This is a genomic window from Bacillus sp. B1-b2, assembly GCF_009183415.1.
Classification (GTDB): Bacteria; Bacillota; Bacilli; order Bacillales; family Cytobacillaceae; genus Niallia.
This window is the reverse complement of the sequence record NZ_WEHU01000017.1, coordinates 31,950-47,911: the sequence shown is the minus strand read 5'-3', so window position 1 is coordinate 47,911 and position 15,962 is coordinate 31,950. Positions and strand designations below refer to the sequence as shown.

13 protein-coding genes are annotated in these 15,962 nt (G+C 34.3%); 7 read left to right on the top strand and 6 right to left on the bottom strand.

Annotated features, from left to right (window positions below):
• Positions 1-188: 188 nt before the first annotated feature.
• The 3 genes from F9279_RS16165 to F9279_RS16155 all read right to left on the bottom strand — a co-directional run bounded on the left by F9279_RS16165 (position 189) and on the right by F9279_RS16155 (position 3,425).
• The gene (locus tag F9279_RS16165) at positions 189-1,220 is read right to left on the bottom strand and encodes a fatty acid desaturase (protein WP_152114897.1); all 1,032 of its coding nucleotides are present in this window, start codon (positions 1,218-1,220) and stop codon (positions 189-191) included.
• A 330-nt stretch (positions 1,221-1,550) separates the two neighbouring features.
• Positions 1,551-2,099, bottom strand: coding sequence for an MEDS domain-containing protein (locus F9279_RS16160; RefSeq protein ID WP_152114895.1), 549 nt, complete (start codon positions 2,097-2,099; stop codon positions 1,551-1,553).
• Between the two features lie 759 nt (positions 2,100-2,858).
• On the bottom strand, positions 2,859-3,425 hold the full coding sequence (locus F9279_RS16155) for a DeoR family transcriptional regulator (RefSeq protein WP_152114893.1): 567 nt from the start codon (positions 3,423-3,425) through the stop codon (positions 2,859-2,861).
• A 700-nt stretch (positions 3,426-4,125) separates the two neighbouring features.
• On the opposite strand from F9279_RS16155, the gene F9279_RS16150 reads away from it, so the two are divergent.
• The 7 genes from F9279_RS16150 (at position 4,126) to F9279_RS16120 (ending at position 14,112) form a co-directional block, all read left to right on the top strand.
• Positions 4,126-6,708 (top strand): heavy metal translocating P-type ATPase, encoded by a 2,583-nt coding sequence (locus tag F9279_RS16150; protein ID WP_152114891.1) that lies wholly within the window; start codon positions 4,126-4,128, stop codon positions 6,706-6,708.
• A gap of 11 nt (positions 6,709-6,719) precedes the next feature.
• Entirely contained in the window at positions 6,720-8,339 is a 1,620-nt protein-coding gene (locus tag F9279_RS16145; RefSeq protein WP_152114889.1) for a hypothetical protein, read from the top strand.
• A gap of 63 nt (positions 8,340-8,402) precedes the next feature.
• Positions 8,403-9,926, top strand: coding sequence for a nickel ABC transporter substrate-binding protein (gene nikA / locus F9279_RS16140; RefSeq protein ID WP_193224604.1), 1,524 nt, complete (start codon positions 8,403-8,405; stop codon positions 9,924-9,926).
• Positions 9,923-10,861, top strand: a complete 939-nt coding sequence (gene nikB / locus F9279_RS16135) for a nickel ABC transporter permease (protein ID WP_152114887.1) — start codon at positions 9,923-9,925, stop codon at positions 10,859-10,861. Before nikA ends, nikB begins: the two co-directional genes overlap by 4 nt.
• Positions 10,858-11,691 (top strand): nickel transporter permease, encoded by an 834-nt coding sequence (nikC, locus tag F9279_RS16130; RefSeq protein WP_152114885.1) that lies wholly within the window; start codon positions 10,858-10,860, stop codon positions 11,689-11,691. The genes nikB and nikC overlap by 4 nt, the downstream gene beginning before the upstream one ends.
• 17 nt (positions 11,692-11,708) lie before the next feature.
• Positions 11,709-13,259, top strand: a complete 1,551-nt coding sequence (locus F9279_RS16125) for an ABC transporter ATP-binding protein (protein WP_152114883.1) — start codon at positions 11,709-11,711, stop codon at positions 13,257-13,259.
• Positions 13,260-13,875: 616 nt separating this feature from the next.
• A complete protein-coding gene (locus tag F9279_RS16120; protein WP_226793610.1) occupies positions 13,876-14,112 on the top strand; it encodes a hypothetical protein in 237 nt (78 codons plus the stop codon).
• A 743-nt stretch (positions 14,113-14,855) separates the two neighbouring features.
• On the opposite strand, the gene mnhG is transcribed toward F9279_RS16120, so the two are convergent.
• From mnhG to F9279_RS16105, 3 genes are read right to left on the bottom strand one after another with little or no spacing between them, the layout of a single operon-like run.
• Entirely contained in the window at positions 14,856-15,218 is a 363-nt protein-coding gene (gene mnhG / locus F9279_RS16115; RefSeq protein WP_193224603.1) for a monovalent cation/H(+) antiporter subunit G, read from the bottom strand.
• Complete coding sequence (locus F9279_RS16110) at positions 15,199-15,486, bottom strand: Na(+)/H(+) antiporter subunit F1 (protein ID WP_152114879.1); 288 nt, start codon at positions 15,484-15,486, stop codon at positions 15,199-15,201. The genes mnhG and F9279_RS16110 overlap by 20 nt, the downstream gene beginning before the upstream one ends.
• Entirely contained in the window at positions 15,486-15,962 is a 477-nt protein-coding gene (locus tag F9279_RS16105) for a Na+/H+ antiporter subunit E (protein WP_152114877.1), read from the bottom strand. The genes F9279_RS16110 and F9279_RS16105 overlap by 1 nt, the downstream gene beginning before the upstream one ends.

Below are 15,962 nucleotides of genomic sequence, written 5' to 3'. Positions count from 1 at the left end.
ATTCCTCTATATTAACATAATCAAGCAATAATTATTGGATAACTGCTGCTCCGCTATTCGCTTAAAGAAAGAGATACCTGCCTGTTTTTATGATTGAAATAAGGACTTTAGGTGAAGGGCGGATGCCTGTAAAAGTCCATTAATAAACAGTGGAGGGAGAAAAAAACCTCCACTGTTGGTGTTTCACTTTAGTGCATTTCTGATTCGGTAGACATAGCTAGGGATTTCTTTTGTTTTTTCCATTCATAAAAACTGATAAATTTTTTGTCTTTTTCGTCCCACAAACGAAATTTTAAAGAACGAAGGCTGCTTGCCAGGGTTATGGTTGGAACATTTTGCAGTGGCTCCGTCTGATTATGGACAAGTTCTAAGTTGTAATTAGGAACCCTAGGACTTAAATGATGCACATGATGGTAGCCAATGTTGCCAGTTAACCATTGCATCCATTTTGGAAGGTGATAGAAGGAGCTTCCTTCAACAGCAGCCTTGACATAATCCCAATCTTTATCTTCCTCGAAGTATGTGTCTTCAAAGGTATGCTGCACATAAAATAGCCATACTCCAACAGATCCGGATATAAGGAAAATCGGCAGCTGTACGAGTAAGAAAGAATCCCATCCAAGCGTTGTTCCAAGAAGTACTGCTAATAATATAATAGAAATATTAGTTACGTAAGTATTGAGTCTTTCCTTCCATTTAGCTCCTTTACGATTGAAGCGATTAGCTAAAAGGAATTCATAAATAGGTCCTAATATAAACATAATGAATGGGTTACGATACAAGCGATATTGAACCTTTACCATCGATGAAGCATTTTCATACTCCTCTATCGTCATCATCCATAAATCGCCGATTCCTCGCTTATCCAGGTTACTACTTGTGGCATGATGAATAGAATGGCTATGCTGCCATTTGCTATAGGGGAATAATGTTAAGATCCCTGTGATAGTTCCTAAAATTTTATTGGCTTTACGGTTCTTAAAGAAAGAAAAGTGGCAGCAATCATGAAAAATGATAAAAATCCTTACTAAAAATCCTGCTGCTGCTATTGAAAATACAAAGGTTAAAATGTACGAAACACTTAAGCTTTTGTAAGCTGCAAACCACAGTAAAACAAAGGGGAGTATAGTGTTAGCAAGCTGCCAAACACTTGCTTTTACAGTGGATTTCTCAAAGGGGGCTACAGCAGTTCGTAATTGTTTTAAGTTTTTTATATTCATGATATTAAGTTCCCTTCTATTAATGGATATCTATAGTATAAATATAAACCAAATATATGGGCAGACATACATGTCATGTTCGATATATGACAGTTGTCATATAGAGATATGTCCACTTAGGAAAATTGGTAAAAAAGAGGGGAAGGGAAGTCAGAATGAAAAAAAGGATATCGACTAAGGTAGGTGGTTACCTTTCCAAATATGGTGGGCAGTATGGAACTAGATTAAAGGATAGATAGGAAAAAAAATATAGAGATCATTTCAATAAATGTAAGAGTAATAAATGAAAAAAGGAGAAACATCTTGTTCCCCTTTTAAAACTTTTATTAATTAATGTAGTTTCTGATAGGTAGGATGAATTTCATAATCGGTCATATAATATTGATGGCTTTTCATTAGTGAGTTGATCATTTCATTGGACAATCTGCCTTTGTCATAAGCACAGACTGATAATAATTTCTCTTCTGAAACAAATCTATCAGCTTCCATTTCAAATTCCTCAATTTTCTTTATGATTTCTTTCGCATTTCCCCACTCGACATGAGCCCAGGTTCTGATTAGCTTATTGTTGGTCAAAAAAGGTGATAGATAATTAGAGAAATATTTTATAATGGTTGGAGTATGAAAATCGTCATTAAAAAAATAAAAATCTAAACTATTGATATGGTGAATTTTTTCTAATTCGTATTTATCTAACTTTAACTCTAATTTCTTGTATATTAGGGGAAATAGTCGATCGTTCTCAATGAATAATATGTATTCTCCTTTTTTTATACCGTGAATCGCAAAAAAAATTGCATCCTCTATGTATTGTTCTATAACCTCGAATGAGTAAAAAATATGTGATTTTTGCGAAAATAATCTAGTAATATCTTTCATTAAACAGCTCCTCTAACTTTAAGTAGATGAATATTGTATCATGAGTGACTCTTTAGAATATGTGAATAGACTCGAGGTATTGTCCTTAATAATAAAGGAGTTTTATTCTTCTGTAAATTCCTATAGGTGCGTGTATTCCAATAATATCAGATTTGCAAAGTTGGAATTAAATTTTGTCGTTGAACAATGGTGATTATATTATATTTGAGTGTATGCCTTCCATAGTTGCAGTGGTAGTGGAAGTTCTTAAAGTGGAGAACTTTTCACATTTTATAGATTCAAACCTTTTTTAGCGAAAATTATCATAAAAAAAGTAGTAAAGTACTTACTTTCATGGAAGATAAGAACATAATTACTGTAATGCACTTTTTACACTTAGAGAAGAAGAAAAAGGAAGATGAATATAAGTACACTTGAAGAGGTAAAACACCTTTTCCGTTTCTAAACTTTCAAATAGGCATATCCAATTATGACAGGATTGAATGTTGATTTACGTGAAATGCTCCTCTGAAAAGGGGAGCATTTCACGTCTAGATATTTAACTTTAATAATATATGAAAAATACAAAAATGACTTAGTCTGGTTTCATGTAATAGTGTTAATTTTATCTCTTATGACAATTGCCCTCTCACTTGGAATGGAGGGCGGAGAGGGATAATCGGCCTTTTTTGTTTAAAGTGTTGTAAATGATATAAAGGTTTTTGCAGCTTATCCGCTAAAAATGTACTTTTACTGCACAAGAGTTTTTAATAGAATTGCTCAGTGGCAAGAATGGTCATTTTGCATATGAGATTTTAAAATATCGTTAATAGACTGGAAATCATAAATTTCTCCACCGAACCCCTTTTGAAATTTAGTTGCTTCTATCATGGATTGAAAGGTAATGACTTGTGGTTTACAACAATTAGTGTGTAGATCGGGATCAATCAAAAAATAGCCAGATTTAGCACTTATGGTTGTATCATGTAGATAATCTCGGCAGATAATCTGGGAAACTTCTGTTTGAATATCTTGAAATCTAAGGAGCCCACAATGAATACAACAGGTCTGTTCAATTTGTAGATTTTTCTTGATGAGGTGAACAGCCGATCTCGAATTAACACTTTTATAACAATACGAGCATAGATTAGAAAGTGGATTTTCCTCTTTAATGATGGCAATTCCATTTGAGGTTTTTACTATTTTTTTTTGTTCTAGTAAAGGCTTCAAATCTCGATAGATAGTCATTTCGGAAACATTTAATCTTCTACTAATTTCGGAAACTTTTAAGACCTCCTCTTCTTGTATCCATACTAAAATCTGCCTTTGTCTCTCAATTGTTGACACGTACTATTCACTTCCATTTCGTCACATTAATAAGTATCTATAGCGTATTTTATTTAATTAAATTTGGCAAGCTTTACATAATGTCGATGTGAAAATGATGTTAAAATTAACAATTTGTCACAAAATAGACACATTTATATAGCTAAATAGAGATGAATTTTGTTAGTATGTTAATTGTACATAATGTTAAAGATTTATTCACTATACAAATAGTAATAACTTATAAGTAAGTTTCAAATCTAGTACAGATAGGTCAATTTGTTTTGAAGATACTGCTCAATGTTGGTTAGGAAAAGAAAAAAGATATTAAGGAAGTTATGAATAAATAAGTATGATTTCGTTTCCGTTATATCCCTTGTATTGTCAATAATAGGGATTATCATAATTGAGTTTACATCATTTTATGCTTATTTATCTCGATTTTGAGCGAGATTCTTTTACAAACTAGTTAAAAAGACTATAGTAAATTGGAACGTTTAATTGCCTAGGTCACATTAGGTTTATTAAATTTTTTAATAGTGCCTAAAGTTAATGCTACCTATTAACTTGGAATGTATTAGTTGGTCCTTTTTTATATGTAAGTTTGCGTAAAATATTTAATAAACATAGTTAGCATCTATGGAAGATTTGATTTTAGATAATACTAATTTCTATTATGTAGAAATTTAATTTTTAGAAAAGTTTGGGGCTGAAATGCTAAATGAAACAAGTGAAATTTAATGTAGAAGGCATGTCTTGTGGTGCATGCAGCGCTAGAATTGAAAAAAGTGTTGGGAAGATGGAAGGAATACAAAAAGCCCAAGTTAATCTAGCCTCTAATACAGCAAGTGTTTATTTTGATGAAACACAAGTAAGGATGCTAGATATTGAACAAAGAGTAGAGAAGCTAGGGTTTCATGTTGCAGCAGAAAAAGCGGAATTTTATATTGATGGTATGACATGTGCAGCTTGCTCAACTAGAATTGAGAAAAGATTAGGAAAAACTGAAGGTATCAAAAATATTGCCGTTAGTCTGACTCTGGAAAAGGCAGCGTTAGAATATTATCCAGATCTAGTGGATCAAAATACTATTAATAAGATTGTTCATGACTTAGGCTACCAGATTCGGCAGGAAATTAAGGTAGAAGATAAAGACCAACAAGGGTCTGATATGATGACAACACATATGTGGGTAGCTATTCTTCTATCTTTTCCGCTGTTTTGGGCAATGGCAGATCATTTCGCCTTTTTAGATTTCCTATGGGTTCCAGAATTATTTATGAATCCATGGTTTCAGTTAGCATTAGCAACACCTGTGCAATTTGCAATAGGAGCAAGATTTTATCAAAATGCTTACCGTGCCGTTAGAAGCGGTGGAACCAATATGGATCTTTTAGTTGCATTAGGAACATCTGCAGCCTATTTTTATAGTGTTTATTTAGCATATGCTTCTTTAAATTCCTATGCCAATCATGTTAGGTTAGCAGACATAGAAATAATAATAATGATGGTTGTATTTGTAAGCTTTCTATTCTTATATCTTAAAAGTGAAAAGAAAGATCTTCGTAAGGATCTACCAATTATAGGAATTGTTACATTTATCTATCTGTTAACATACTACGGCTCTTTAATAAGAATTAACGAGCATGATGCAGAAATGCCAGACTTATATTTTGAAACTAGTGCGGTTCTAATTACCTTGATCTTAGTAGGTAAAACATTAGAATCAAGAGCTAAAAAACGTTCTAATTCAGCCATGAAAAAATTATTAAGTACTCAGGTAAAGGATGCAACAGTAATAAGAGGAGAGGAATATGTTACTGTACAGGTTTCAGATTTACAAAAAGGCGAGATTGTCTTAGTAAAAGCTGGTGAAAAAATTCCAATTGATGGCTATATCGTAGAAGGTAGTTCTTTTATTAATGAGGCTGTTATTAACGGTGAAAGTATTCCTTCAGAGAAGCAATCCGGAGATAGAGTATACAGTGGAACAATGAACCAAAATGCAACCTTTAAGATGAAGGTGGATCCACCAGCAGAAGGAAATATTATTGATCAAATTATTAGGATTGTGGAAGAAGCACAGCTATCTAAAGCTCCTGTGCAGAGGTTTGCCGATAAAATATCAGGATACTTTATACCGATAGTTATTATATCTGCTCTTGCAGCTAGTATTACTTGGTTAACGGTCATTTCACCTGGTGATATTACACAAGCCATTCATATTCTTATTGCCGTATTAGTTATCTCTTGTCCTTGTGCTTTAGGACTTGCGACGCCTGTCTCTATTATGGCAGGTACAGGCCGAGCTGCTGAACTAGGTGTATTATTCAAAGGTGGAGAACATCTAGAGTTAGCACGTAAAGTAGATACAATCGTCTTTGATAAAACTGGTACCCTAACAAAGGGAGAGCCAACACTTGTTAAGTATGAGCGTTCAAAAGAGAATAGGGAAGAAGATTGGTTGGAAGTGGTGTTAAGTGCAGAACTTCATATGCATCACCCAATAGCAGAAGCAGTAGTGAACGGGTTACAAGAAAAAGGAATTTCACCTATTCCAGTTAGCCAGGTAGTGAATTTACCAGGTTATGGGCTGCAAGCTTTAGTGGAGAAAAAACAGGTTTTTATTGGAAATTATGCTTTAATGACAAAAAATAATATTGTGATGAATGAAGAAATTCAAAGCAGTTCTATTCAGGAACAACAAAAAGGCTTCACCGTCTTTTACGTTTCAATAGATGGTATGTTAGCTGGATATTTATGTATAGCTGATACTATCCGAGAAGATGCTGTTGATACAATTAAACAATTAAAAGCAGCAGGTCATCGAATTATTATGCTGACAGGTGATAGTGAGGAAGCGGCTAGATCTATTGCTGAACAGGTAGGAGCTGACAGTTATCGTTCAAATGTTCTACCTCAACAGAAATACGAAGAAATTGAAAAACTGAAAGCGGAAGGAGCAGTTGTAGCAATGGTCGGAGATGGAGTTAACGATGCTCCAGCATTAGCTGCGGCAGACACGGGTATTGCAATTGGTTCTGGTTCTGATTTTGCGATTGAATCATCTGATATTACCTTGTTAAGTAACTCCTTAAATAAAATTACAACTGCATTAGATATTTCCAAACAAACCATGCGTAATATTAAACAAAATCTGTTTTGGGCATTAATTTATAATGTAGTTGGTATTCCTTTTGCTGCAATGGGACTATTGGCACCGGAAATTGCAGGAGCAGCCATGGCATTTAGTTCTGTTTCTGTCGTTATGAATGCATTGCGTCTCCAATTCTATAAACCATAAAGAGGTTCATTATGTTATCTATACTAATTTATTTTATTATCATTTCATTTTCCGTGTTACAAATCATTCAGGCTGTTTTTAGTAGTTTTACGAAAGAGAGTGATGAAACAAAAGGAATAATGAATAAGCTACCTTCTTTACGCTTATTCATTCCCGTTCTTTTAGGAATACCTTTTGCTTTAGAAATATTTTCAAATAAAAAGGAATATGGTATTAGTTTTTTTAGTGCAGTAGAGAATGCATTGTTTGTTTCTGAAGAAGGAAGATCCTTTCTTATGTTGGTTACCCTTTATATATTGTCTTCTCTGCTACTTCAGAGATTAGAGGGACATAAATATATCAAGGTAATGCTTCCTTTAGGGGAAGGAATACTAACCATCATTATTTTGCAACTGAATAATCAATTAATGGAATACAGTGGTTGGCTTGGTTTTCTTGCACCTTCCGTATATATTGTATCCTTGAGTATCTTAATCGCCTTAAGCAGTAGCTTGGGGAAATTGCAGGCTAGAGATGAATCTATTCTTGCATTTAAGAAGAAAATATATAAAATGGGTGGAGTTTCATTAGGTCTTTTCGTTCTTAGTACCATCATAATGGCTGTGTTATCTGTGCCAGACTATGTACAAAGCTGGATGCTTAATTATGGACAAATTGTATTTATCATCCACCTGCTGACTGCCATGCTTCTTCTGTTAGTTTTAAGAAATTATTTACTACTATATACAGAGAAAGTGGATCTTAAAAAAGATGTAGCAAAACAATCGTTACGTTTCCAAGCTTTAACTGGTTGGTTTCTCTTACTACTAACTAGTATATTAATGAATGTACGACCACCACAAGAGGTGCTTCGTACATTAGAGGATGTCTCCTTAAGTCCAATTATTCAACTATTAATTGGCAGTAAATTATCCAATTATCAAGTCATACAATTTGATGCAAGCCCAATGGTATTTTTAATCATATATCTAGGAGGAATGTTACTTCTAGTAAGTATAGTCATTCTCTTATTTACTAGATACATTACTGGAGGTCTAGTAACTAGTCTTTTATTTATTGCAGTTGTATATGTTGGGTCTATGTTTTCGGTGCAGCCTGGTGACATACTGGTGGATAATACCGTATTCCCAAAGGTAGAAACAGCAATTGCCGCAAGCTACGAAAAAGGACAGGATATTGAACTACTATATCAATCAGAAGAAGGTAATGATCTGTACCTTGTTTATGCAGTAAATCAGGAAGATTTAGGGATTGAGAAGCTAGAAGTAGTTGATGGTGGCTACAAACGGACTCCTTTAAGTGGACTTGTTATTGAAGATGCTATGTGGGGACAACAATCAGCAGCTATTACAACGAGGAAATTAGAGGAAGGTTACTGGCTAAAGGATGGAAAACAATATGCTTATTTGTCCTTTGGATATGTAGGAAAGACACCTGAAGCAACAGAAGTGATAATGGATTTTAAAGGAAATGAACTAGTGATTCCTGTTAATGAAAACAAAGTGTTTTTCCATGTAGAAACAAGTAATGTGAATTATTCTGAGTCTTATCAAGCGAAAGTGTTAGATAAAAATGGGGAAGAATTAGAGACTTATAAATACAATTCTATGACAGGAAGCTTTCACCATTAATTCATTGAAAAAGCATCAGTCGTGGGAATGAAAACAGTACGATTACAAAGGGGGGTAAAGTGAATGCGAAGAACAAAATTAATTTCATTGCTTTTTATAAGCTGTATTATCTTCATTCTAGCAGCTTGTTCTAGTGAATCTGAGAATAAAGAGGATTCCAAAGAGCTTCATTTTTTATTTAATTTTGTTAGCCAAACAATAGATCCCAATTTAGATTATACACCGCTTCGTGCAGGAGTGACGGAAACGCTAGTTAAGTTTAATGATGAAGACCTGACAATCGAGCCTTGGCTTGCAGATAAATGGGAAAGTGTAGACGGGCAAAATTGGTTGTTTCATATAAGAGAAAATGTTACTTTTCAGAACGGAAAACCACTAACAGCTGAGGCTGTTAAAGCATCATTAGAAAGAGCAATGGGAGTAAACCCAGGGGTGGAACAAGTTTTAAATATCGACCATATGGAAGCAAAGGGTCAGGATTTAACTATTGTTACCAAACAACCTTTCCCTCAATTTCCATCTGAATTGGTTCATCCGAATGCATCTATCATAGAAGTGACAGCGCAAGATCCAGAAAAAAAACCAATAGGGACAGGCCCATTTAAAGTAGAGTCTTTTATTGCAGGAAGCTCTCTTGAGGTTAAGAGATATAATGATTATTGGGATGGAGCGGCTAAATTAGAAAGAGCCTTTTTCGAATTCAATGAAGATGAAAATGCTCGTTTATCTGCATTAAAGTCTGGCGGAGCAGATATTGTTTATCGTCCACCAATGTCAAGTCTAGCTGATTTAGAGAAAGATGAAAACTATCAAGTAGAGTCTGTTGTAGGCGTGAGAACACATGAATTGATATATAATACGGAGCATGAAATATTTAAAAATGAGTCTGTTCGTAAAGCATTTGATGCATTAGTTAATCGAGAAGAATTAATGAATAATATAATGCTAGGACAAGCAAAAATTGCGGAAGGTCCATTTTTACCTAATTTTGCATTTACTCCTGACTATCCTTCTAAAGATACAGGGCAAGAAGCTGCTTTAGAGTGGTTTAGAAAAGCTGGTTATGATGTGAATAATGGAAAAGTAACAAAAGACGGGAAGAATGTTGATTTAAAGCTAGTTATTTATAACTCTCGGGTAGAATTTACTGTGTTCGCTCAAGTGCTTCAATCACAAGCAAAAGAAATAGGGATAAATATTTCCATTGAAGTCTTAGAAAACTATGAAGACTATTTAATCAATCAAGATAATTGGGATTTAGGCATGTACAGTCCTTTAATTTCACCTAGAGGAGATGCAAGCTATTTCTTAAATGTAAGCTTTAAGCCTAATGGGTCACTTAACTTCAGTAAAGTGAATGATCCTGAATTAACAGCCATTATTGAAGAATTAGATAGAACAATAGAGGAAAGTGAAAGAACAGAATTAATTAAACAAGCATTACTGTATATTGATAATAAGACTTATTATTCCTATTTAGTTCACCCAAATGTAGTAGTAGCCTATAATAAACGAATTAGTAATTGGAATACAAGTAAAAGTGAATACTATATGCTAACAAATAAATTGGATGTGCAAGGTAAATGAGGCGAATTGGCCGTCGAATAACGGAATTAGTGTTTTTTATATTGTTCCTATCTTTTGTAAGCTTTGTTCTAATGAAACTTGCTCCAGGAGATGCCGTGCGAAAGGTGTTACATGCAGAAGATGTAGCCTTAGATCAAGCGACGATTGATGCACAGAGACAAGCAATGGGGTTAGACCGGCCTATATGGGAACAATATTTTGATTGGCTTACTGGTCTATTTCATCTAGATTTAGGACAATCATATATGACTCATAGACCTGTTGTAGAAGAGTTGTTTAGCAGAATGCCAGCAACTTTATTGTTAACAGGTACATCAATACTTATCATGATCGCTATTGCTATCCCAATTGGAATAATATCAGCTTTAAATAGTCATCGTTTTTTGGACAAAATCAGCCGTAGTTTGGCTATTTTAGGTACGTCAATTCCTAGCTTTTGGCTAGGGATTATTTTGATTGATGTCTTTTCAGTAAAAACTGGTTGGCTTCCCTCTATGGGGATAGGGGGTGCTAAGCATTTAATTCTACCTTCCCTTACCTTGGGCCTCACTATGGCAGCTGTTTACGTAAGAGTTGTTCGTTCTAGTATGCTAACAAGTCTTCAACAAGACTTTGTACAAGGAGCTAAAGCAAGAGGAGTCGCTCCATTACGTGTCATTATAAGACATGCTCTAAGAGACGCTTTGTCTCCTGTGTTAGGAATGTTTGGGGTTAGTATAGGAAGTTTGCTAGGAGGAACTGTAGTAATAGAGGTTCTATTTGCTTATCCAGGAATGGGAAAACTAGCAATAGATGCTATTCAAAATAGAGACTATCCCATTTTACAAGGATATATGGTATTTTTAGCACTTATGATTACCGTTTGTAATCTTATGATGGATATTATTCAGATGCGCCTAGTACCGGAAATTCGGTTAAGAGGAGGTAAACGATGAGACACATAAACCAAATTCTTAAACGAACCCATTACTGGATTGGATGGTCAGGATTTTTATTCATTGTATTGATAATTGGATTGCTTTTTTCCCCTTTATTTCTTCCACATGATCCTTATCAAGTAGATATGGCTGCAAAACTACAAGCTCCCTCCATAAACAATTGGTTGGGAACGGATGGATTAGGGAGAGATTTGTTAACTAGATTATTGACAGGTGGAAGAATAACACTTGGTACAAGCTTGCTTGTTTTATTGGGAATCATTGCAATAGGTGTACCGATAGGACTCTTGTCTGGATATATAGGAGGTCGGATTGATAGACTCTTTATGCGCCTTGCAGATGCCTTTTTAGCTTTTCCAGATTTTTTAGTAGCTATCGTATTAACTGGGATTCTAGGACCTCATATAGTGAATCTTATGATTGCCATTATGGCTGTAAAATGGATTTCCTATGCAAGAATAGTTAGAAATGCAATACGTATGGAGAAAAACAAAGATTACATAGCAATTGCAAAACTAAATGGTGTTGGTACCTTTCGTTTGATTCGAAAGCATCTTCTTCCTCATGCAATGCGACACGTTTTAGTATTAATGCCATTAGATATGGGCAAGGTTATCTTAATGATTGCATCCTTCTCCTATTTAGGTCTTGGTATACAGCCACCTGAAGCGGAATGGGGAAGTATGTTAAACGAAGGGAAATTATATTTTCAACAATCTCCTTATTTAATGATTTTACCAGGACTAGCAATTATGCTAACAGTAACAATGGCGAACTTAATGGGGGACCGTGTACAATCTAGGATCGGCTACAGTACTAGAACATAGTGAAAAGGGGAAAAAGTATGGAGAAAGGTTTACATGTTAAGGGTCTCTACATAGGTACAGGTAATGAAACACTTGTACAAGATATAAGTTTAAGTGTTGGAGAGTCTAAGTGTTTGGCCTTAATTGGGGAAAGTGGAAGTGGAAAAACGCTAACTGGTCTTGCTATAGGTGGTTTACTTCCTCCATATGTTCAAGTTAAACAAGGAGAAATAAGCTTAAACGGCTCTAGACTCGACTCTTTATCAGAAAAGGTATTACAGTCATTTCGTGGAAAGAATATAGCATACGTTTTTCAAAATTATGCTAGTGTGTTCAGTCCCCATATTACATTAGACAAGCAACTACATGAGGCTCTTGAAGCTCATTTTAAATTAGACCAAAAAAAACGGGAATTAGCTATTACAAAAGCTTTAAATGAAGTAGATATCTCTTATGATTTAGTTAAAAATAAATATACCTTTCAACTGAGTGGTGGTCAGCTGCAGCGTGTATCTATTGCAGCTGCTATTATGCTTAAACCTAAACTAATCATTGCAGATGAACCCACAACAGCACTTGATCCTAAGAATTCGATGCAAATTCTGCATTTATTGAAGCAACTAAAAGAGGGTTATGGGTGTTCCATTATACTAACGACACATGATCTTTCCATTGCTCGTCAGTTTGCTGATGAAATTGCTGTTATGTATAAAGGGAGAATTGTAGAAACTGGATCAACAGAGAAACTGTTAAATCATGCATCTCACCCTTATACACAGGACCTGTTAAATGCTGAGAAATTACTCAGTAAAGGGATAGATGGGGATAATAAAGAAAGATTAGATGAAGAAGTAGACATTTTTAATATCCCTATCCAACAAACTAACTCGCCGATATTTCTAGAAGTTCGTCATTTGCAAAAAAAGTATGAATCTAATATACCCATATTAAATGGTGTCTCCTTAGAAATTAAGGAAGGAGAAAGTGTGGGATTGATAGGATCTAGTGGTTGCGGTAAAAGTACCTTTGCTAAATGTATTATGCAATTAGAGTCCTATGATGCAGGGGAGATATACTTTAAAACTCGAAAGGTAAGGAAAAGCTTGAAGGAAGCAGAAATGGAAGGAAGTCTTCAAGCTGTATTTCAACAACCTGGTCTTGCTTTAAATAGTCAATTAAGAATAATAGACTCCTTAATGGAACCTCTTGATGTAAGGAAGAGAACTTTTGCTCAAAAAAGAGTGTATCGTAATAAAAGAGAGGATATAGCCAAAGATTTAATGGAGCAGGTTGAATTATCCCCAGAGCTACTTTATCGTTATCCTAATCAGCTGAGTGGAGGACAGAAGCAACGAATTAGTATTGCGAGAGCGGTTAGCACGGAACCTAAGTTTTTAATCTTAGATGAGCCAACAGCAAGTCTTGATATGATTGTACAAGCTCAGATTATTAAGTTATTAAAAGATCTTCAACGGAAAATAGGGTATAGCTCTTTAATTATTTCACATGATTATAACTCTTTGAAAAATTTGACCCATCGAATAGTAAGATTGGAAGAAGGATGTATTTATGATGTGGAATTTATTTAGTTTTAGATTAACTCATTAGCTTAAGAAGCTGTTAATCTGATAATGGAGGAGATTGATTTCTGCTGACTAGGTTCACTTTCCTCGGGGCGGGCTCTAAGCCTGCTCGACGTTCCACATGTGGGATCTTAACTATCCCACAGAAGTCTCACCCCTTTCGCTCCATTCAACGTGCAAAATATTCTTTCTTGCAACATAACTTTACATATAGATTCTAACAATCCATTTTCCTATTCTGAAGAACATAATAATTAAATGAATATTCCGTTTTGAGCTTATAATGATAGTCTATCATATAAAGAAGGAAGGGAAGTTCATTTGTCCTTCTTTATGATTTTCTAATAATTTCTGTCCAACAAGAGTTTATAAATCTTTTAAATACCATGCATCCAAATTTAAAAGCTTACACCAAGCTCTTAGTTGAATAATATAACTTATTATGTTAAGTTTAAAATAATCAAAATTCGTTTGAACACGGAGGAGTCTGTCACCAAGGGGGATTAATACCCTTTGGTAACAGGCTCTTTTTTTGTATTCAACTTTAAGTATACATGGCTAGTGACAATAAGTAGATTTCAATAATGAACGAAACTCAAAGATGACTGTAAGGAGGAATTACTTGTTGAAAACTCTTAGAATAGTTTTTGGTATAATGACCGCACTATTTGCTCTATATACCATGTTAACGGATAATCATACATTTTTAACTCTAACGTATTTCTTTTTAGGAATGATGTTTCTAATGATGGCTCTTACAGTACAGAGAGAAAAAGAGAAATCGTTTTCCTATATACTTTTTAGCGTTGCAGGTTTTAATATATTTGGTTCCTTATATGTTTTTATCTTTGACAGGTGAGGAAAAGTATAATGATTTTTGCGAAGAAAACAAAAGATACCACGTCAATGGTGGTATCTTTTCACAAAGTTGAAAAAAGATTATGCAATGGATACACAACAAATTTAATAGCATTATACTATCAAGGAATCGTAAGCGAAAATAGAGATGAAAATTCCTTGAATCACCTATGGGAAACAAGGATTTTTTTATGTATTTCATCTACTCAAAGATGGGAATGGAATAGGTGAAATAGTAGAGGGATCTTTGCACCACAGAAATATTTTTATAAACTTTTAGAAAATAGGCGGAAATATACGCTTATTTTCGTTACTTCCATGAAAAACAGCTGAAATAGGCGTAGATTTCCGCTTATTTCCTTAAAAAACATAAAATCAGACTACTTTTCCTTACATAAGAGGAAATATACGCTTATTAGCAAGGAATTTACCATTATATTTGCCATTAGCCGTAAATTTCCGCTTATTTTTGATAATTCTTGTAAGACGACTGAATAGGCAAAAACGAACTTAAATTGGACAACTAGAATGTTACACAAATGTTCTATGGTTTCAGTGGGGAGACTCAGTCCTGTGGGTTCTGCGAGACAGTCTCGAGACCCTGCAGACCACCGGCTAAAGCTCCGATCCCCACGGAATTCATCCCTTATTCAGACCGTTAATGACCTACCAAATTTATTCATAGTCCATTTTGTTTTTCAACAGTATGAAAAGATACCACGTCAATGGTGGTATCTTTTATTGTTATTCTAAATCTGTGGATTTCATTTTTGCTGTTTTTAAATCATCCCGAATGGTCATGTCTGTCATTGGAATATTTCTATTATAGGCCGAACGAATAATAAGCTGTCCAGCAACAGGTGATGTTAAAAATATGAAGGCAATAGCAAGGATTAATCGAGAGTTAAAAATACCTTCTTTTTGAAAAAAGTAAAGACAAGCTCCTAGCAGGATAAACATAATCCCTAACGTTGCTGATTTTGAGGCTGCATGACTTCTTGTATAAACATCTGGAAGTCTAAGCACCCCGATACTAGCCACTAACGTTAACAGAGCTCCTGCAAATATGAGTACAGCTGTAATAATACTAATTATTGTCGTTATCATGATCGATAATAACTCCTTTCTCCAGATATTTAGAGAAAGCTATAGTGCCAATAAAAGCTAAAATTCCTATAAGCAAAATAACTTCTAAAAATGCAGAAGTATTTAAGACAACAGAAAGAATAGCCGTAATAGCAACTAAGTTAATACCTATTGCATCTAAAGCAACTACGCGATCAGGAGTGGTAGGTCCTTTAATAACACGGTATATAAAAATAATTGTGGATATAGAAACAATCAATAGCGAAGCGTTCATGATTAATTGGAACATTAGTTACTCACCTCTAGTATTGCTTTTTCAAAGCTATTTCTAATGCTAGTAATGGTTGCTTCTTTATCACTAATATCCATTGCATGGATATAGAGAGTAGAATTATCTTCTGATATATCCAATACAAGAGTACCTGGTGTCAGTGTTATAAGATTACAAAGGACAGTAATCTCCCAATCTTTTGTTAAAACAGTTTTCATAGCGAAAATTCCTGGTGTTACTGCTAATTTTGGTTGAAGTATAATTTTCAGTACAGCAACATTTGCTATGATTAATTCTTTAATGAAAATCCATAATAATTTTAAAATAGCTAGCAATTGAATCAAATAAAATTTTGTTGGAAAGAATCTTCTAGTCACAAAAATTAATAATAATCCTATTATATATCCTATTAGAAATGTATCAGGAGCAAATGAACTTTTTAAAAACATCCAAATAAAGCTTATAAGAAAATTTAATAATAATTGAAATGCCAT